Genomic DNA, 19,487 nt, shown 5'->3' with positions numbered 1-19,487 from the left:
CCGCCCTTCGAGACGGCCGCTTTGCGGCCTCCTCAGGGTGACGGTGATACAGCTCAGCGCGCGGCTTGCGTGATCGTCACTCCTTCTTCGTCCGGTAATCTCCGAACGTCGTGTCGCGCTGGTCGAGCTGGGCCTTCACGCTGCCGCCGTCGCGGCGGAAGCCTGCCATGTAGGCCTTGCTGGCCTCGGTGGTGAAGGCCAGCGCCTGGATCTCGGTGCCGGCCCGCATCGCGGCGCGGGCACCCATGATTTCCATCGCGCGGTGGACGCTACGCTTGTTGAGCTGCTGAAGCTCGATCGGCACCTTCGCCGCGCGCTCGGCGAAATCCAGCGTCTTCGCCTCCAGTTCGGTGAGCGGAAACGACCGGGTCGCATAGCCCCATTCGGCGGCCTCGCGGCCGGACATCGCGTCGCCCGTCAGCATCAATTCCATCGCGCGGCGCATGCCGACCAGCCACGGGTGATACTGCATGTCGGGCGGGCTCATCAGCCGCACCGGCGGATAGCCGATCTGGGCGTCGTCGGCGACATAAACCACGTCGCAGGCGGTCGCGAGCTCGGTGCCACCGGCGAGGCAATAGCCGTGCACCTGCGCGATCACGGGCTTTGCGAGATCCCAGATCGAGAACCAGCCCTCGACGACATGGCGCGACCACTGGCCGGGGCCGGATGCCGAATGATAGGGCTGGTCGACGCGGTTGTCGGCGGAGAGATCGTAGCCCGCCGAGAAGCAGGGTCCGGCGCCGCGCAGGATCGAGATCGAAATTTCGGGATCGCGGTCGGCCTGCTCCAGCACCTCGAAGATCTCGCCGCGCAGGCGATTGTTCAGCGCGTTGCGCTTCTCGGGTCGGTTCAGCGTGATGCGGCGGACGCGCGGACGCGGATCATCGACGATGATGTGCTGGTAGCTCATGGATCCTCCCGATCTCAGGCTTTGTTGCCTTTGGCAAAGTGATGCCCGAGATCGGGAGGGTTGTCATCGGCAGATGACGCAGGTCCTCAAAGCGTTTTCAAGCGAAGTGGGTTCCGGTTCGTGTGAAGAAAACGCGTCAAGCAACAACGCTAGAGCCCCGGCACGGGCTCTAGCCCGCCGGCACCATCACGACGCCCTTGTCCTTGGGCCAGCGCATCCGCCAGGCGAAATTGATGTCCCTGATATCACCGGCCTTGGCCTCGAACGCCCATTCCAGCACGCCGCGCTTGTCGCGCAGATTGGTGGTCGTGGCAGGCGTCGACGACGGCAGCATCTCCACCACGATATCGTCGTTCTCGCTGACCGGGAGCTGATCCTGGATCGCGACCTTGATCGGGAAGTCGTGGCCGTTGCGCACCGTGGTCTTGAAGGCGCGCTCGTCGGTCTTCGACGTGGTCACGATCAGGCCGGCGGAGCCCTCGTTGCGCTTCACCACCGTGCGTTCGATCTTGACCTTGTCGTCGGCGCCGAAGCCGAGCCGCACGGTCTCGTCCTTGGCGGCGGTGGCCATCCGGCTGCGGCCGACAAAGATACCGTCGCGGTAGATCGAGATTTGCCCCGGCAGCAACGGCGCATCGTCGGCCTGCACGAAGCTCGCTTCCAGGAACGCGGTCGGGTCGATCACCGGAACGGCGCGAACCGCGAGATCGGGGGTGATGGTCGCCGTCGAGATGCGCAGGCTCTTCGCGCCCTCATTGGCGGCAACGCTGACGCGGCCGGGAATCTTGAAGGTGGCCTGGAAGGCGCCGACCTCGGCGGTGGCTTCCAGTTCGTCCATGCGTCCCCCACCAAAGCGGAATTGCTGAACCGCGTCGGCGGCCGGCGCGGGTGCCAGCGCCTCGCGCGACCGCATGCTGGCCTCTCCCGAAAGCTTCGCCAGCGGCCGCGGCGGCTGCGGATATTGCACGATCAGCGAGCGGAGGTCGGGCGCATTGCCGCCGCGCGCGACCCGCACGGTGGAGACGACGAGCGCCACGCTCGACCAGTCCTCGCCGGTCGACTGGGTGATCTCGGCGCGGCGGACCAGTTCGATCGCGGGCTTGCGGTCTTTGGCGCCGGTGTCGAGCCGGGCGTCATAGAGCGGCGTCCAGCGCGCGTTGGGAACCGCATAGGTGACCCGCAAGGTCGCCTTGGTCGCCGCCTGCGAGGCGACATCGATCCGCACCTCGACCTTGCTCGGCGGCTTGCTGGTGCGATCGGCTGCGAGCTGCGCAAGATCGCGGTCGATCACGCGGATCTTGCGCTCGGCGTCACGGATCGCGCTGTCGGCGGTTGCGACCTCGTCGGCCACCGCCGAGAACGCCGCGCGCCACTCGCTGAGCGGACGCGCCTCGCCCTTTTCGCCGAGGCCCGCGGGTGACGCCTCGGCAAACCGCTCGGCAAATTTGCGCCGCGCCTCGGCCGCGCTGATCAGTCCCTGCAAATCGGCGCGCTGATCGTTCAGCGCCTCGATGCGCTTGTCGATCTCGGAGAGATTTTGCGGCAGCAGCGGCCCCGGCAGCTTGGTGTCGATCGCGCCTATCGTGAGCTTCGCTCCGCCCTCGCCTTCGACCCGCAGCGAGGACGGATCGAGCCCGATCGGGAAATCCCTGGCGATGAGGGTGTTGTCGCCGGCAGGCAGATCCAGCGTGATGACGCGGGTGACGCTCGCGCCATCGGGATAGACGGTCACGGCATCGACCTGCGAGGCCGCATCGAGATTGGCCGCTTGCAGCGGCCCGGCAACCAGCGCACCCGCCAGCACCAGGCTGGTGGTCACAAGATAATTCGCAATCCTACACATGACATCCCTCCAGAAAAAAACGCCGCATCGCGCGCGAGACGAACGGCGCGCCGGGCTCGACTGCGCGCCGTTTCTCGTGGTGAGACGCAGCGAGGAAGGGACTGGTTCGATTGAGGTTTCCCTGCGGCGCGACGATGGCGCCGCCGCGGCTGCCGCATGGCGCGGCGATGTCTTTCGGGCGTTAGCGATCTGCCTTGCGCCGGATGAACAGATAATTCGGCACGAAGCCGGCCAAGGTGATCGCGATCATGATCCACCAGCCGCGCTGAAACGCTGCGATCCGCTCGGTCATCGAGACCGGCGTTGCAAGGATCGCCACAAAGATCGCGACGCCGATCGCCAGTGCCGCCTGCCGGATCATGTTGATGACGCCGGAGCCGGTGGCAAACGACGACGGCGGCAGCGCGCCGGCGCCGACGCCCATCAGGGTCGGAAAGGTCAGCCCGACGCCGATACCGATCAGCATCACGCCCGCGACGACGGCAGGCGCATTCGGGTCGGCCCCGAGCAGCGTCGCCCAGATCGCGAGGCCGGCCGCGAACACCAGGATTCCGGCGGAGACGACGGCCGCGGCGCCAAACCGCGCAATCGGCCGGCCGGCAAACAGCAGCGAGGTGATCGGCACCATCAGCGGGCCGGGAGCGATCGCAAGGCCGGTCTTCAACGCCGACCAGCCCCATACCGTCTGCTCCCACAAGACGCAGGACAGCAGCATGGCGCCGAAGGCCGCCGAATAAGGCGCCATCACCAACGACGCGCCGGTGAACGGCCTGACCGCGAACAGCGCAGGATCGACGAAGGGATTCCTCGATCTGAGGCAATGCCACGCGAAGGCCGCGAGCGAGACGGTCGCGACGGCAAAGCCAAGCACGACGCCGCGCGAACTCCATCCCCAATCGTTCGCCTTCACGATCGCAAATGTCAGCGCACCGATACCGGAGGTCACCAGCAGCGCAGCCCATGAACTCGGACGCGGCACGTCGTGACCGGGCACTTCGGGCAATTTCAGCCAGCCGACGATCAGCGCGACGACGCCGATCGGGACATTGACGATGAAGATCCAGCGCCAGTCGAAGGTGACCAGCACGCCTCCCGCGAGCGGGCCCAGTGCGGCGGCAAGGCCGCCGATCGCCGTCCAGGTGCGCACCGCCCCGGCGCGTTGCTCGGGCGGAAACGACGCCAGCAGCAGGCCGATCGAGGTTGGCGTCATCAATGCCGCACCGGCCGCTTGCGCCACGCGGGAGACGACCAGGAACTCGACACTGGAGGCCAGCGCACATGCCGCCGACGCGGCCGTGAACAGCGCGACGCCGAGCAGGAAGCTGAGATTGCGGCTGTGGCGTTCGGCGAGCCGGCCGAAGAACACCAGCAACGCCGCGTAGGCAATGGCGTAGGCATTGAGGATCCAGGACAAATCCTCAAGCGAGGCGGCGCGAAATTCCTGCGCGATGTTCGACAGCCCGACATTGACGATGAACAGATCGAGATTGGCGAGGCAAATTCCGACCGACACGATCGCAAGCACCTGGCGCGGGGTTGCGGTGGCGACGCAGGACCGCGGCCGCGCATCAGGTTCGACGACCAGATCGATGGTCTCCGCCTCTACCTCCGACATCACACCCTCCGAAATACGTGCATATGCATCTATTGCCATTAGGTGCATATGCATGTATCTGTCAAGTCCTCGGAGGCAGCGATGGCGAAAACGGAACCCAGCCGGTGTAATCTCACGGCGTTGCGCAAGGCGACGCGGCGGGTGTCGCAGCTCTACGATCAGGTCCTTGCGACATCCGGCCTGCGCGGCACGCAACGGGCGATTCTGGTCTATGTCAGGCGGTCGGGCGCGCCGACGATGGGCGAGCTTGCCGCAGCCCTGGTGCTCGACCGCACCGCGCTGAACCACAACCTCAAGCCGCTCGAGCGCGACGGTCTGTTGACCATCACCGTCGACAAGAGCGACCGGCGCAGCCGGCTGGTGCGGCTCACCAAGCGCGGCGAAGCCAGGCTCGAGGAATCACAGGCCGCATGGCTCAAGGCGCAGGAGCGCTTCGAGACCGCCTTCGGCGCAAGGCAGGCCGCCGATCTCCGGCAGACGCTCGAACTGATTGCCTCGCTCGAGTTTGACGAGCGCGCGCTTACCTCACCGGCGAGCTAGCCGGCTCCAAATGAAAAGCGGCCCGGCGTTGCCGCCGGGCCGCTCGTTCGCACACGATCAGTGTCGATCGCGCTTAGCTGTAGATCTCGAACAGGCCGGCGCCGCCCTGGCCGCCGCCGATGCACATGGTCACGACGCCCCACTTGGCCTTGCGGCGACGGCCCTCCTGCAGCAGGTGGCCGGTGAGCCGGGCGCCGGTCATGCCGAAGGGATGGCCGATCGCGATCGAACCGCCATTGACGTTATACTTCTCGGGATCGATGCCGAGCTGGTCGCGCGAATAGAGGCACTGGCTGGCGAACGCCTCGTTGAGCTCCCAGAGATCGATGTCGTCCACCTTCAGGCCGTGGCGCTTGAGCAGCTTCGGCACCGCAAACACCGGACCGATGCCCATCTCGTCGGGCTCGCAGCCGGCCGAGGCCCAGGCCACGAAGCGGCCGAGCGGATTGAGGCCGCGCTTCTCGGCGTCCTTGGCCTCCATCAGCACCACGGCGGCGGCGCCATCGGAGAGCTGGCTGGCATTGCCGGCGGTGATGAACTTGCCCGGGCCCTTGACCGGCTCGAGCTTGGCGAGGCCCTCCAGCGTGGTCTCGGGGCGGTTGCACTCGTCGCGATCGACCACGTAGTCGACGATCGACTCGGCCTTGGTCGCCTTGTCGACCACCTTCATCTTCGTCTTCATCGGGACGATTTCGTCCTTGAACTTGTTGGCCTGCTGCGCGGCGGCCATGCGGCGCTGCGACTCCAGCGAATACTCGTCCTGGTATTCGCGGCTGAGCTTGTAGCGCTCGGCCACGATGTCGGCGGTATCGATCATCGCCATGAAGATGTCGGGCGCGGTCTTGAGCAGCTCGGGATCGATCGATTCCTTCGGCGAGCCGCCGCCGGGAATCGAGATGCTCTCGACGCCGCCGGCGACGATGCAATCGGAGCCGTCGGAACGGATCGAGTTGGCGGCCATCGCGATGGTCTGCAGGCCCGACGAGCAGAAGCGGTTCACGGAGACGCCCGCGGTCGACTTCGGCAGGCCGGCGAGCAGCGCCGCCTGGCGGCCGATGTTCGGCGCGCCATGCGCGCAATTGCCGAGATAGCAATCCTCGACATATTCCTTGTCGACGCCGGCGCGGTCGACCGCGTGCTTGATGGCGTGCGCGGCGAGCGACATCGGCGGGGTGATGTTGAATCCGCCACGGCCGGACTTTGCCAGGCCGGTGCGCGCGTAGGAAACGATTACGGCTTCACGCATTGTTTTCTCCCTCTGAGATGACGGTCATTGTGGCGCGTCGTGGCCCGTTCGTACACATTTTTCGGCGGGCGCAACAGCAATACCGGACGCCCCGGAACGACAAACGCCGCCTCCGGGACCGGAGACGGCGTCATGTTCCGCAGATCGGAATATGGACTGCTTGAGCGGTATCTTCCTTCCGTCATGCCGGGCGTTCCGGGCGATGACGAGGACCGCTCAAACAGCGTTTGAAACGCCAGCGCCTTTAAAACGTCAGCGGCTCAGAACGTCAGTGCCTTGGCCTGCTTCACCTGCGGCAGTGTCTGTACCTTGGCGAGCAGCTCCGCCGGCACCGCGCCGTCGACCTCGACCAGCGCAATGGCATCGCCGCCCTGCTTGACGCGGCCGAGATGGAAGGTCGCGATATTGATTTTCGCATCACCCAAGAGGCTCGCGAACGCGCCGATGAAGCCCGGCTTGTCCTCGTTGGTCACGTAGATCATCGACTTGCCGAACTCGGCGTCGACACGGATGCCCTTGATGTCGACGAGACGCGGCTTGCCGTCGGCGTAGACGGTGCCGGACACCGAACGCTCCTGACGCTCGGTGGTGACTGTGACCGTGATCAGGCTTTCATAGTCGCTCTGCGCGGCGCGGACGACCTCGTCCACCACCATGCCGCGCTCCTTGGCGACGACCGGCGCCGAGACCACGTTGACCTCGCCCAGCATCGGCCGCAGCAGGCCCGACAGCACCGCCGAGGTGATCGCCTTGATCTTCATCTCGGCGACGTGGCCCTCATAGGTGATCTCAGTCTTGAGGATGCCGCTCTCGGTGAGCTGGCCGGCGAACGAGCCGAGCTTCTCGGCGAGCTCGATGAACGGCTTCAGCTTCGGCGCCTCTTCCGCGGTGATCGAGGGGAAGTTGACCGCGTTGGAAATCGCGCCCGACAACAGATAGTCCGACATCTGCTCGGCGACCTGCAGCGCGACGTTTTCCTGCGCTTCGGTGGTGGAGGCGCCTAGATGCGGGGTGCAGATCACGTTGGGATGGCCGAACAGCACGTTCGAGGTCGCCGGCTCCTCGACGAACACGTCGAAGGCGGCGCCCGCGACATGCTTGGAATTCAGCGCGTCGACCAGCGCCTGCTCGTCGACCAGGCCGCCACGCGCGCAGTTGATGATGCGCACGCCCTTCTTCATCTTGGCGATCGCGGCCGCATCGATCACGTTGCGGGTCTTCTCGGTCAGCGGCGTATGCAGCGTGATGAAGTCGGCGCGCTTCAAGAGATCGTCGAGCTCGACCTTCTCGACGCCGATGTCCTTGGCGCGCTCCGGCGACAGGAACGGATCGAACGCGATCACCTTCATGCGCAGGCCGAGCGCGCGGTCGGCGACGATCGTGCCGATATTGCCGCAGCCGATCACGCCGATGGTCTTGGCGGTGATTTCGACGCCCATGAAGCGGTTCTTCTCCCACTTGCCGGCCTGGGTCGAGGCGTCGGCCTGCGGAATCTCGCGCGCCAGCGCCAGCATCAGCGTGATCGCGTGCTCGGCGGTCGTGATCGAATTGCCGAACGGCGTATTCATCACGATGATGCCCTTGGCGGTCGCGGCCGGGATCTCGACATTGTCGACGCCGATGCCGGCGCGGCCGATCACCTTGAGCCTCGTCGCCTTCTCGATGAGCTTGGCGGTCGCCTTGGTGGCCGAGCGGATCGCGAGGCCGTCGTAATTGCCGATGATCTCGGCGAGCTTTTCCTTGTCCTTGCCGAGGTTGGGCTGGAAGTCGACCTCGACGCCGCGATCCTTGAAGATCTGGACGGCGGCGGGAGACAGCGCGTCGGAAATCAGAACTTTGGGTTTTGTCATCTCGATTGTTCCTTTGCCCTGCCGCGGGCGGGTCTCCTGGACCGATCTGGTGAAGTCTCTGATCACTTCTCCCTCTCCCGCTCTTGCGGGGGAGGGTTGGGGTGACGGCAGCCACGGGCGAGGAACAAGCCGAAAGGGCCCCTCACCCGGATCGCTCAGGCGCGCAATTGCGCTGCCGAGCAATCCGACCTCTCCCCGCAAGAACGGGAAGAGGTGACAAGAGAAAGCTTATGCCGCCTTGGGCAACGCTGCCTTGGTCTCGGCAAACGCCCAGTCGATCCACTGCGTCAGCAGCTCGACATCCTTGGCCTCGACGGTGGCGCCGCACCAGATCCGCAGACCCGCCGGCGCATCGCGGTAATACGCGAAGTCGAAGCCGGCGTTCTCCTTCTCCACCAGCGCGACCAGCTTCTTGCAGAAGTCGGCCTGTGCGTCCGATGGAAGCGAGGTGATCGCGGGATCGGTGAACTTGAGGCACACCGAGGTGTTGGAGCGGATCGCGGGATCCTTGGCCAGGAAGTCGATCCACGGCGTCTTCGCCTTCCAGTCGGCGAGCGCCTTGGTGTTGGCATCGGCGCGGGCGATCAGCGCCTTCAGGCCGCCGATCGACTTCGCCCAGTTCAACGCATCGAGATAGTCCTCGACGCAGAGCATCGACGGCGTGTTGATGGTCTCGCCTTCAAAGATGCCCTGGTTGAGCTTGCCGCCCTTGGTGAGGCGGAAGATCTTCGGCAGCGGCCAGGCCGGCTTGTAGGTCTCGAGCCGTTCCACCGCGCGCGGCGACAGGATCAGCATCCCGTGCGCGGCTTCACCGCCGAGCGCCTTCTGCCAGGAGAAGGTGACGACATCGAGCTTGGCGAAATCGAGCGGCTGCGCGAAGGCGGCCGAGGTCGCGTCGCAAATCGTCAGGCCTTCGCGATCCGCGCTGATCCAGTCAGCGTTCGGCACGCGCACACCCGAGGTGGTGCCGTTCCAGGTGAAGACGATATCCGACTTCGGATCGACCTTGGAGAGATCGGGGATTTCACCATAAGCCGCGTTGAGCTTGGTGACGTCCTTCAGCTTCAATTCCTTGACGATATCGCTGACCCAGCCCTCGCCGAAGGATTCCCAGGCGAGCGTGGTGACGGGCCGCGCGCCGAGCAGCGACCACAGCGCCATCTCGACCGCGCCGGTGTCCGACGCCGGCACGATGCCGATCTTGTAATCGGCGGGCACCTCAAGCACCTCGCGCGTCAGTTCGATCGCGAGCTTGAGCTTGAGCTTGCCGACTTTCGCGCGATGCGAGCGGCCGAGGGCAGCGTCCTTGAGATTGTTGGGGTTCCAGCCGGGGCGCTTGGCACAGGGGCCGGAGGAAAAATGCGGCACTTCAGGCCGCGAAGCGGGCTTCGCTGCAGTCATAATCTACCCTTCCAGATAGCTGCCTCTCGGTGGGGAGAGGTTTCCCGCAGTCGGGGATAGTGGAAAGGTACCCAAACGTCAAGAAAGTTCGGACTCGTCTGGAACAATCCGGGCATCACGGCTGATTGATGGGGCGTCCTCGACCTGCTGGATCGTCTCCTGATCGAGCAAATCTGCCGCCAGAGTCATGATCTTAACTGCCCTGCGCCGGCTCGATACTTTCAGAATGCGCTTCTCGCCGGCCTGCACGATGTATTCGTTGCCGACCCGCACGATCGAATAATCCGACATTCCAATCCCCAGTTGCCCGCCGCCCCGTGGGAGACGTCCGACATACCGGACTCGTTCCGACCCGTAAAATCACAGAGACCGGCTTAGTTTATTGGCTGTTAACCGGATCGCAGACTATCCGCTGCTGCAGGTATTGCCTGGTAGATGGCACAACTTCTTGCACGCGTTTCAAAAGCGAATCGTCATCCCGACATGGCTGCGCGCGAACCCGAGCCTTTCATAGAAGCGCTGCGCATCGACCCGCGTCTGATGCGTCAGCAACTCGACGAGCATGCAGCCTCGCGCGCGCGCCTCCATGACTGCCCACTGCACGAGCTTCTCGCCGATGCCGCGGCTGCGGCAATGCTTTGCAACGCGAACGTCCTCGAGCAGGCCGCGCGAGCCGCCTTGCGAGCTGATGCCCGGCAGAACCGCGAGTTGCAGACAGCCGACGACGACGCCGTCCCCGTCGACGGCGACGACGAGCTGCAAATTGGGATCGCGCTCGACCCGCGCGAAGGCCTCGTAATAGCTTTGCGGCAGCGGATCCTCGATCCGCTCGCGCGCACTGCCGAGCGGATCGTCCGCAAGCATGCCGACGATGGCGGCGACGTCTTCGCGGCGAGCGCGGCGGATCGTGATGGATGAAGCTTCAGTCATGGCGGCATTCACCTGAGGTCAGCGGACCGGCGGCAGCGCGAGCACGCGCTCGGCATCGGCGATCCAGCGACGGATCACGGGATAGCGCGCGAGCTCGAGGCCGCCATCCTCCGCGACACGCGTATAGGCGAGCAGCGAGACGTCGGCGAGCGAGAACGCGTCTCCGACCAAAAATTGCGTCCCCGCAAGATGCCGCTCCAGATGATCGAGCGCGACATAGCCGCGCTTGACGAGGTTCGGATCGATCTCCGAGATGGCCTTGCCGAGATACACGGCCTGAAAGCGGCAGACGGCCACATAAGGCTCGTGGCTGTTCTGCTCCCAGAACATCCAGGCATCCATCTGCGCCGCGCGATAGGGATCGCTCGGGATCAGGTCGCTGCCGCGCGCGAGATAGCGGATGATGGCGTTGGATTGTGCCAGCGTGCGGCCGTCATCCAGCTCCATCGTCGGCACTTGGCCCCAGCCGTTTCGCTTGAGGAATTCCGCGGTCCGGCTGCCGCCCTTCATGGTGTCGATCTCGACCCATGTGTACGGCAGCGCCAGCCTGTCGCACACCCATTTCACCTTCAGGCAGTTGCCTGAATTGGCGTCGCCGTAGATTTTCATGTGATCGCGCTCCGCACCGTGTGGCGACAGAGCAGCAGTCGCTCCCCGGTCTGTCAACCGTCGCCGGCTACGGCAGCGGCGATCAGAACTTGTAGCCGGCGCCGACCCGGAAGCTGTTCATGTCGACGGCGATATTCTTGACCGCCGCGAAGCGCACATATTCCCACTCGCCGCGGAGAAACAACCCGCCGACCACGCAATATTCAAGCCCGAGGCCCGCGGTCCAGCCGACCGCATAGTTGTTCACCCGCTGCTCCGTCTGGGCGGCGCTGCCTGAGCCCAGGTAGTCGTTATGCTGAATTGTAACGGTGTTGTTGCCGACCGTCTGGGTCTCGGCCCAGGCATCGTACTTGTCAAACGACACCGTCGCCGAACGCGACACGGACATGCGTCCCACCGCAACACCGCCGAACATGTAAGGCAAGAAGTTGCCTGCCGCCCATCCGGCGCGTCCACGGAAGGTCGTGACGTCCTTGACCTGCAAGGCGGCGCTCCCCGACAACGTGGTGTTGTAGGTGTAGGTGTGCCCGCTCGGAGGAGTCTCGCCCTTGGGATTCACGATCTGCCGCGTCATCGAGTCGCCCGCCGAACTTTCGAGGCCGTTCAGGTAATTGTAGTTGGCCTCGACGCCGAGCACGACGTCGTCCCATTGCCAGTTGCGGCCGACGAACGCGCCGAACCCGTTGCTCTGCGCATGGTTCTTCGGCAGCAGGGCCCAACCCGAAACCGGGTCGGCCAGAACGCTCTCGCGCAGCATGAAGGAGGTCATCGCGCTTGGCGCGTGGCTGAAATCGATGTCGCCGGAGGAATAGCCGATCTGGCCGCCGACGTACCATCCTTCCCAGTTCCCGCTCCTGCTCGGTGCATCGACATAGGAGCCGCGCAGGATCGGAAAGTCCGGCAGGTCGGCAGCCTGCGCGCCGGTCACCGTTCCAATCATCATCGCCGCCAGCACCAACCTACGCATTGCAACGCTCCATCCACCGCACCGATTTCGCGCTGATCATCGCCTGTTAACCTTAACCAATCGTTGTCGCCGCCCGTTTTCGAGCATGCAAGTTGCAGAAGTGCGCGACATGACGCGGCAAGTTCGCGACATGACGCGGCAAAGAAAAACGGCGCGGGATGGTCCCGCGCCGTTGCAATCGTTAACCGTGAAGGCCCGAAATTAACCCTTGCGGATCAGCGGCGGCGGAGGCGGCGGCACGTCGCAGCACGGCAAGTTGAAGCGCACGCCGAGCTTCACGTCCTGCGAGGTGATGTCGCGGTACTGGAAGCTCGAGGGACCGGCCGGCGTGCCGTCGAAGAAGTGACCTTGGCCGTGGGCGGCAGTGCCCATGTCGAGGTAGCGATAGGCCAGTTCAACCGTGAAGTTGTTGGTGACCTTGTAGGCGACACCGGCATGCAGCGCCCAGGCGAAGTTGGTCTTGGTGGCGCCATCGGCGATGAAGGAGCTGGTGAGGCCCGACCCGCTCGGGAACGTCGCGACGTCGGAGAAGGCCGAGGTCTTGATCGTCGCGGCACCGACACCGGCACCGATGAACGGGGTCAAACAGCCCCAGGTGCCGAGATCAGCGTAGACGTTGACGAGGCCAACCCAGCTCTGGATGCCGCCATGATAGGCGTCGCTCAGCGGGCTGGGCCCGGGGAACGTGAAGAAATCGGTGCCGTTGAAGCTCACCTTCGAGCGATACTCACCGGTGATGTCGGCGCGGAACCAGCTGTTGAACTGATAGCCGACGCCGATGCCGTAGAGCACGCCGCCGTCGAAGCCGTGGCCATACTGGTTGAAGGCAGTGCCGGCCGGCAGTGTGTCGTAGGCGTTGACGTGCAGCTTGGCCTGGGTGTTGGTCATGCCGATGTCGCCGCGCAGATACCAGCCGCCGAAATCCTGGACCGGCGGAGGAGCATACGCCATCGGAGGTGGCGGCATGATGGGCATGTCGGCGGCGAACGCCGCCGAGGACAACAGAGATGCCGCACCGGCGGCAATCAGGGTCTTTACGCTACGCATTGGCTTCGTCCTTTTGGGCCAAGTGAGGCGACACGAAAGCCCCACGTCTGAAACTCACGGCCCGGACGATGGCAGGAAATGTTTAAGCGGCACTTAACCCTAATTTTTAAGGTTGATTTTCTCTCACCTTTCTCTGCGGCTGTCGCTTATGGGTCCATAAATGACGCAGGTTGGCGACGAAACATCGCGATCCCGCCAAAAGTGCTAATGAAGCGTTGACGCATCCGCGCCGTTCGCAAGGCACGCGGGCCGGGTGTGTTAGCGAATGCTTAACGCGGGCGTCGCGTCCGCGGCCGGGCGTTCAGCGCACGGCCCGCGGCATCCTCGGCAGGAACACCGCGAGCAGGCCGATCGCCGGCAGGAAGGCGCACAGCTGATAGACGAAGGCGATCGAGGTGTGGTCGGCGAGCTTGCCGAGCACGGCGGCGCCGAGCCCGCCGATCCCGAAGGCGACGCCGAAGAACACGCCAGAGATCATGCCGAAGCGATGCGGCATCAATTCCTGCGCGAACACGATGATCGCCGACGTCGCCGACGAGATGATCAAACCGATCACCACGGTCAGCACGGCGCTGGCGAACAGGCCGGCATAGGGCAGCGCCAGCGTGAACGGCAGCGCGCCGAGGATCGAGAACCAGATCACGTATTTGCGGCCGAAGCGGTCGCCGAGCGGACCGCCGATGAACGCACCCGCGGCGTTGGCGGCAAGGAAGACGAACAGATAGAGCTGCGCCGCCTGCGTCGAGACGCCGAACCGGTCGATCAGATAGAAGATGTAATAGCTCGACAGGCTCGAGACATAGAGCTGCTTGGAGAACAGCAGCGCGACCAGCACGATGAGCGCGATCTTCACGCGCCGCTGATCCGGATGGTCGGGATGCCGCGCGCTGGCGGCCGTCTTCTTGCCCGATATCTGCGGTTTGTACCAGACGCCGATGCGCCAGAGGATCACGATGGCAAGGAACGCGATCGAGGAGAACCAGGCGATCGAGGGCTGACCGAACGGCACCACGATCAGTGCTGCGAGCACCGGCCCCATCGAGGTGCCGAAACTGCCGCCGAGCTGGAACACCGATTGCGCGAAACCGTAACGTCCGCCTGACGCCAGCCGCGCGATGCGCGACGATTCCGGGTGGAACACCGCGGAGCCAAGGCCGACCAGCGAAGCCGCAATCAGGATGACCCCATAGGTGTGCGCAACGCTGAGCAGCAACAGACCGAAAAAGGTGAAGCCCATGCCGATCGCAAGCGAGAACGGCTGCGCCTTCTTGTCGGTGAAATGCCCGACCAGCGGCTGCAGCAGCGACGCCGTGAACTGGAACGCCAGCGTGATCATGCCGATCTGCGCGAAGTCGAGCGCGTAATTGTCCTTCAGGATCGGATAGACCGAAGCGATCAGCGACTGCATCGTGTCGTTGAGGAAGTGCGAGAAGCTGATGCCGGCAAGCACGACATAGGCCGGCCCCGCAGCGGCGGCGACCTTCGCGGCCGTCAACTCCGGCACCCGCACCGGCTCGCCCAGCGCCTGTTTGCTCACGACGGGTTTGTTCAATGCAGCATTCCCGGACAGATTCGCAAAAATACCTCCGTGTCGTACGACGCGGAGGTGAGGCAAACCAGTTGCGTTAGCCGATGGCAGCGATGCGCTGTGTGGCCAGCCGGCGGCCAAACTCTATCCCCGTCACCCTGAGGAGCGCCAACGGGTCCGCGCAAAGCGCGGCCCGATGACAGGCTCCGCGCGTCTCGAAGGGTCCACGGCCCGGCGCTCGCCACATTGCGACAATGGGCCGTGCATCCTTCGAGACGCGCGCAAGGGCGCGCTCCTCAGGATCACGAGCTGACGAGGCCGGACGGGGCTTAAGCCGCGGCGGCGTGGCCGAGTGCGCTGACGATGTTGTCGACGACCTCTTCCACCAGGATACGATCGTCGCCCTCGCCCATCACGCGGATCACCGGCTCGGTGCCGGAGGGGCGGATCAACAGACGGCCATGGCCGTTGAGGCGCTTCTCGCCGTCGGTGATCGCGGACTTGACCTCGGCGTCGTCGAGCGGCTTGCCGCTGCGATAGCGCACGTTCTTCAGGATTTGCGGCAACGGGTCGAAACGCCGGCAGATCTCCGACACCGGGCGGCGCAGCTTCTGCACCACGGCCAGCACCTGCAGTGCCGCGACGAAACCGTCGCCGGTCGTCGAATAGTCCGACATGATGATATGGCCCGACGGCTCGCCGCCGAGATTGTAGCCGCCGCTCAGCATCTGCTCGAGCACATAGCGGTCGCCGACCGGCGTGCGGACCATCTGCAGCCCGAGGCCCTGCAGGAAGCGCTCCAGCCCGAGATTGGACATCACGGTCGTGACGATGCCGGGCTTGGCGAGGCGCCCCTCCTCCTTCCAGCTCTGCGCTATCACCGCGAGCAGCTGGTCGCCGTCGACGATGTGGCCGCGCTCGTCGACCAGGATGACGCGATCGGCATCGCCGTCGAGCGCGATGCCGATGTCGGCGCGCATCTCGCGCACCTTCCGCGACAGCGCTTCCGGCGAGGTGGAGCCGCATTCCTTGTTGATGTTGAAGCCGTCGGGTTCGACCCCGATCGGCACCACGTCGGCGCCGAGCTCCCACAGCGCTTCCGGCACCACCTTGTAGGCGGCGCCATTGGCGCAATCGACCACGACGCGCAGGCCGTCGAGCGAGAGATCGCGCGGCAGCGTGCGCTTGGCGAATTCGATGTAGCGGTCATGGACGCCGTCGATGCGGCGGGCGCGGCCGAGGCTCGCGCTCTGCGCCAGGCGGCGGTCGAGCGATTCGTCGAGCAGCTGCTCGATCTGCTTCTCGACATCGTCCGACAGCTTGAAGCCCTGCGGGCCGAACAGCTTGATGCCGTTGTCTTCGAAAAGATTATGCGACGCCGAGATCATGACGCCGAGATCGGCGCGCATCGACTTGGTGAGCATCGCGATCGCCGGGGTCGGCATCGGGCCGACCAGCAGCACGTCCATACCGACCGAGGTGAAGCCCGCGACCATGGCGTATTCGATCATGTAGCCGGACAGCCGCGTGTCCTTGCCGATCACGACGCGATGGCGATGATCGCCACGCTGAAACACCAACCCTGCGGCCTGCCCCACCTTGAGCGCGAGCTCCGGCGTGATCAGCCCATTGGCGCGGCCCCGAATTCCATCGGTCCCGAAATATTTGCGGCTCATGTAACCCCCAAGACGGACCTCTCGAACCACCCGGCGAGAGAGTCCTGAACGCCTACCAGTCTAGCGTGCATCGGCCTTATAGACTGCCAGGCGCTAAAAGGACTTCAAAAAATATGATGAATCATTACCGGGGCTAAACCCCGTGCCTCTACATTAAGGCACTGAAAGATATAACATTATTACTCTTTCGGCAACCTGGGGAACGAACGCCGTCCCCTACCCTTTGCCGTTGCGCTTGACGTGCTGGTCGCCCTTGCTGGGGGCCGGCTGGGTGACATTGACGGGGTCGGAACCGGGAAACGTCTCCTCCAGCCCCTCTTCCAGGGCCTCGTCGAGCCGGCGCTTCTCGGCGTTCTCGTCTGCTTTCGGTTTGGAGCCTGATTGGGTCATCGCGCTCTCCCATCCGTCTTCGATTTGGCAGGCCTCCCATCCATGCTAGATGACGGCAAGATCGAACACCCGCAAGACTTGCTGCCTAAAACAAGGCTCGCGATATCGAACTTGCGACACAGAAGAAGGGCCGGGACCGTCCATGAAGCACATTACCTGCATCGAAGATCTGCGCCAGCTGCACAAGCGCCGGGTGCCGAAGGCGTTTTTCGATTATGCGGACCGCGGCTCCTACACCGAGGACACGCTGCGCGCGAATTCGGAAGATCTGCAGCAGATCAAGTTCCGCCAGCGCATCCTGGTCGATGTGTCCAAGCGCACCCTGGCGACCACGATCCTCGGCGAGCCGGCCGCGATGCCGCTGATCCTGGCGCCGGTCGGCCTGCTCGGCATGCAGCATGGCGACGGCGAGATCTATGCCTGCCGCGCCGCGCAGGCGGCCGGCATTCCCTTCACCCAGAGCACGATGTCGATCTGCTCGATCGAGGACATCGCCGCCGCCGTCGACAAGCCGTTCTGGTTCCAGCTCTACGTCATGAAGGACCGCGGCTTCATCAAGTCGCTGATCGAGCGCGCGATCGCGGCGAAATGCTCGGCGCTGGTGTTGACCGTCGACCTGCAGGTGATCGGCCAGCGCCACCAGGACATCAAGAACGGCATGACGGTGCCGCCGGAATGGTCACTGTCGAAGCTGATCGACTTCGCGACCAAGCCCGCCTGGGTATCAGGCGTGCTGCAAGGCAAGCGCCGCACCTTCGGCAACATTGCCGGCCACGTCAAAGGCACCGAGGATCTGACGAAACTGTCGGAATGGACCGCCTCGCAGTTCGACACCTCGCTGAACTGGAAGGACATCGACTGGATCCGCAGCATTTGGCCGGGCAAGCTGATCCTTAAAGGCATCCTCGACGTCGAGGACGCCGAGCTTGCCGCCAAGACCGGCGCCCAGGCGATCGTGGTCTCCAACCATGGCGGCCGCCAGCTCGACGGCGCGCCGTCCTCGATCGAGGTGCTGCCGGAGATCGTCGATGAGGTCGGCTCGAAGCTCGAGATCATGTTCGACGGCGGTATCCGCACCGGCATGGACGTCATGCGGGCGCTCGCGCTCGGCGCGAAGTCCTGCATGATCGGCCGCGCCTATGCCTATGGCCTCGGCGCCGGCGGCCAGGAAGGCGTCGCCAAGGCGATCGATATTCTGGGCAAGGAGCTCACCACCACGATGGGACTGTGCGGCGTCAACACCATCGCCGAGATCGACGATCACGTGCTGGCGGTTTAGCGCGGAGCGGCAGCCTCTCTCAACACGTCGTCCCGGGCAAGCGAAGCGCGACCCGGGACCCATAACCACCGATGGCCGTCGTTTCGCAACGCCGCGGCGACAGCGCGCTTCAACAACTCAACCCTGTGGTTATGGGTCCTGCTTTCGCAGGGACGACAGCGGAGCCTGCTCTGCCTCACATCGGCGGCGCAATCCCGTCGCGGCCGACATTGACGCGGTTGGCTTCCAGCGTGCCGTCATCCTTCTTCAGCGCGCCGAAGATGATGATCTTGGCGCCCGGCTTCAGCTCCGACTTGTCGCCGGCGACGAAGGTGACGACCGGGGTGCCCGGCGGCACCACGACTTTCTTCTCGCCGTCCTTGTACTTCACCGTGATGTTCTGGCCGTCGGTGCCCTTCACGGTCTCGGCGACGGTGGCGTTGGTCATGGTCGAATTGGCGCGCAGGTCCCAGGGGCGGAAGCCTTCGGCGGCGCCGCGCTGGTTCTCCGGGAAGATGTGAACCGCGATCGCCTTCTGCGTTCCGTCGGGCTCGGGCATCGCGGTGACACCGATATAGGAACCGGGCTTGATCTCCGACAGATCGGTCTTGGCGACGCCGAACACCGCGACGTTGTCAGTGGTCCGCACCTTCATGTCGGCACCGTCGCGCGACTTGATCGACAGCATCGCGCCGTCGACGGCCTCGATGGTGCCTCGGATACGCACCGCCGGCGGCTGCTGCGCGGATGCAGCCGAGGCAAAGGCAACGAGAAGCAATGCGGCGAACAGCGTCGATTTCGGCATGGTGTCCCTCATGGGTTGGGCTGGCGAATCAGGGAACACCGGGGAGTTGAAGGTATTCCGTGCGGCTACCTCCCGTTCGCGGGAAAGGTGACCGTTCAACAACTACGGACCGGATGAGGGGGCCGTTACTGCGATAACGGACAGGTGATGCGTTTGCATGTTCTGCCGTAGCCCGGATGGAGCGGAGCGCAATCCGGGGACCGCCTTCCTGGGAAGATTCCCGGATTTCGCTCCGCTCCATCCGGGCTACGCGCTGCGCGTCACATCGGCGGCGTAAGCCCGTCGCGGCCGACGCTGACGCGATCGGTTTCAAGCGAGCCGTCTGGCAGTTTCTTCATGAAGGCGATGACCTTGGCGCCGGCCTTCAGGTCCGCCTTGTCGCCGGGAACATAGGTCACGACCGGTGTATCGGGTGCGACTTCCACCTTCTTCTCGCCGTCCTTGTATTTGACCAGCAATGTGTGGCCGTCATTGCTGACGACGGATTGCGCGACGGTCGCATTGGTCATGCTGCTGTTCGGCTTCAGATCGTACGGCCGCGAGCCTTCGCCGGTGCCGCGCATGTTCTCCGGGAAGACGTGCACCTCGACCGCCTTCGGCGTGCCGTCGGGGCCGGGCACGGTGGTCGTGCCGATGAAGGAACCAACCTTGATGTCGGACAGCGCGATCTTGGTGAGACCGAGCACCACCATGTTGCCTGCCATGTGCAGCTTGACGTCCTCGCCGCTGCGCGACTTCACCGCGAGCGTATCGCCGTCGACGCTCTCGACGGTTCCACGCACCCGCGTCGGTGTCGGCGGCTGCTGCGCGAGCGCGTAGAGCGTGGACACCGTCACCATCGCAAGCGCGATGAACGGCCGAATGAGATG

18 protein-coding genes are annotated in these 19,487 nt (G+C 64.7%); 2 read left to right on the top strand and 16 right to left on the bottom strand.

Annotated elements, in window-relative coordinates; translation table 11 throughout:
- Nucleotides 1–76 precede the first annotated feature (76 nt).
- The 3 genes from J2R76_RS33380 to J2R76_RS33370 form a co-directional block, all read right to left on the bottom strand.
- Entirely contained in the window at nucleotides 77–913 is an 837-nt protein-coding gene (locus J2R76_RS33380; RefSeq protein WP_076829918.1) for an enoyl-CoA hydratase-related protein, read from the bottom strand.
- Nucleotides 914–1,082: 169 nt separating this feature from the next.
- Nucleotides 1,083–2,756, bottom strand: coding sequence for a mucoidy inhibitor MuiA family protein (locus tag J2R76_RS33375; RefSeq protein WP_253625430.1), 1,674 nt, complete (start codon nucleotides 2,754–2,756; stop codon nucleotides 1,083–1,085).
- 181 nt (nucleotides 2,757–2,937) lie between these two features.
- Nucleotides 2,938–4,371 carry an MFS transporter gene (locus J2R76_RS33370; protein ID WP_253625429.1) on the bottom strand — a complete coding sequence of 478 codons (1,434 nt, stop codon included), beginning with the start codon at nucleotides 4,369–4,371 and terminating at the stop codon, nucleotides 2,938–2,940.
- Nucleotides 4,372–4,452: 81 nt separating this feature from the next.
- On the opposite strand from J2R76_RS33370, the gene J2R76_RS33365 reads away from it, so the two are divergent.
- Complete coding sequence (locus J2R76_RS33365; protein WP_076830085.1) at nucleotides 4,453–4,911, top strand: MarR family winged helix-turn-helix transcriptional regulator; 459 nt, start codon at nucleotides 4,453–4,455, stop codon at nucleotides 4,909–4,911.
- A 73-nt stretch (nucleotides 4,912–4,984) separates the two neighbouring features.
- Here the strand turns inward: J2R76_RS33365 and J2R76_RS33360 are convergent, their stop codons facing one another.
- The 11 genes from J2R76_RS33360 to J2R76_RS33310 all read right to left on the bottom strand — a co-directional run bounded on the left by J2R76_RS33360 (nucleotide 4,985) and on the right by J2R76_RS33310 (nucleotide 16,555).
- A complete protein-coding gene (locus tag J2R76_RS33360) occupies nucleotides 4,985–6,157 on the bottom strand; it encodes an acetyl-CoA C-acyltransferase (protein ID WP_057017940.1) in 1,173 nt (390 codons plus the stop codon).
- Between the two features lie 260 nt (nucleotides 6,158–6,417).
- Nucleotides 6,418–8,007 (bottom strand): phosphoglycerate dehydrogenase, encoded by a 1,590-nt coding sequence (gene serA, locus J2R76_RS33355; RefSeq protein WP_076829913.1) that lies wholly within the window; start codon nucleotides 8,005–8,007, stop codon nucleotides 6,418–6,420.
- A 228-nt stretch (nucleotides 8,008–8,235) separates the two neighbouring features.
- On the bottom strand, nucleotides 8,236–9,408 hold the full coding sequence (locus J2R76_RS33350; protein ID WP_076829910.1) for a phosphoserine transaminase: 1,173 nt from the start codon (nucleotides 9,406–9,408) through the stop codon (nucleotides 8,236–8,238).
- Nucleotides 9,409–9,486: 78 nt separating this feature from the next.
- A complete protein-coding gene (locus tag J2R76_RS33345) occupies nucleotides 9,487–9,699 on the bottom strand; it encodes a hypothetical protein (RefSeq protein ID WP_050382779.1) in 213 nt (70 codons plus the stop codon).
- A gap of 168 nt (nucleotides 9,700–9,867) precedes the next feature.
- Nucleotides 9,868–10,338 (bottom strand): GNAT family N-acetyltransferase, encoded by a 471-nt coding sequence (locus tag J2R76_RS33340; RefSeq protein ID WP_076829907.1) that lies wholly within the window; start codon nucleotides 10,336–10,338, stop codon nucleotides 9,868–9,870.
- An 18-nt stretch (nucleotides 10,339–10,356) separates the two neighbouring features.
- Complete coding sequence (locus J2R76_RS33335; protein ID WP_076829905.1) at nucleotides 10,357–10,947, bottom strand: glutathione S-transferase family protein; 591 nt, start codon at nucleotides 10,945–10,947, stop codon at nucleotides 10,357–10,359.
- 82 nt (nucleotides 10,948–11,029) lie between these two features.
- The gene (locus J2R76_RS33330) at nucleotides 11,030–11,914 is read right to left on the bottom strand and encodes an outer membrane protein (RefSeq protein ID WP_229190707.1); all 885 of its coding nucleotides are present in this window, start codon (nucleotides 11,912–11,914) and stop codon (nucleotides 11,030–11,032) included.
- 201 nt (nucleotides 11,915–12,115) lie between these two features.
- Complete coding sequence (locus J2R76_RS33325; protein WP_057017933.1) at nucleotides 12,116–12,961, bottom strand: outer membrane protein; 846 nt, start codon at nucleotides 12,959–12,961, stop codon at nucleotides 12,116–12,118.
- Between the two features lie 301 nt (nucleotides 12,962–13,262).
- A complete protein-coding gene (locus J2R76_RS33320; protein WP_253625428.1) occupies nucleotides 13,263–14,513 on the bottom strand; it encodes an MFS transporter in 1,251 nt (416 codons plus the stop codon).
- Nucleotides 14,514–14,818: 305 nt separating this feature from the next.
- The gene (gene glmM, locus J2R76_RS33315; protein WP_016846677.1) at nucleotides 14,819–16,165 is read right to left on the bottom strand and encodes a phosphoglucosamine mutase; all 1,347 of its coding nucleotides are present in this window, start codon (nucleotides 16,163–16,165) and stop codon (nucleotides 14,819–14,821) included.
- 216 nt (nucleotides 16,166–16,381) lie between these two features.
- Nucleotides 16,382–16,555 (bottom strand): hypothetical protein, encoded by a 174-nt coding sequence (locus J2R76_RS33310; protein ID WP_162832399.1) that lies wholly within the window; start codon nucleotides 16,553–16,555, stop codon nucleotides 16,382–16,384.
- A gap of 142 nt (nucleotides 16,556–16,697) precedes the next feature.
- Here J2R76_RS33310 and J2R76_RS33305 point away from each other — a divergent pair, with 142 nt between their 5' ends.
- Nucleotides 16,698–17,834 carry an alpha-hydroxy acid oxidase gene (locus tag J2R76_RS33305; RefSeq protein ID WP_016846679.1) on the top strand — a complete coding sequence of 379 codons (1,137 nt, stop codon included), beginning with the start codon at nucleotides 16,698–16,700 and terminating at the stop codon, nucleotides 17,832–17,834.
- 175 nt (nucleotides 17,835–18,009) lie between these two features.
- On the opposite strand, the gene J2R76_RS33300 is transcribed toward J2R76_RS33305, so the two are convergent.
- Together J2R76_RS33300 and J2R76_RS33295 are read right to left on the bottom strand one after the other, a co-directional pair.
- Nucleotides 18,010–18,618: a hypothetical protein gene (locus tag J2R76_RS33300; RefSeq protein WP_057015947.1), complete on the bottom strand. Its 609-nt coding sequence runs from the start codon at nucleotides 18,616–18,618 to the stop codon at nucleotides 18,010–18,012.
- 260 nt (nucleotides 18,619–18,878) lie between these two features.
- The gene (locus J2R76_RS33295; RefSeq protein ID WP_194295382.1) at nucleotides 18,879–19,457 is read right to left on the bottom strand and encodes a hypothetical protein; all 579 of its coding nucleotides are present in this window, start codon (nucleotides 19,455–19,457) and stop codon (nucleotides 18,879–18,881) included.
- Nucleotides 19,458–19,487: the final 30 nt, after the last annotated feature.

Origin of the sequence: Bradyrhizobium sp. USDA 4532, assembly GCF_024171315.1 — a bacterium.
Lineage (GTDB): Bacteria > Pseudomonadota > Alphaproteobacteria > Rhizobiales > Xanthobacteraceae > Bradyrhizobium > Bradyrhizobium australafricanum.
Note: the sequence above shows the minus strand (reverse complement) of the source record. Positions and strands in the feature narration are given on the sequence as shown.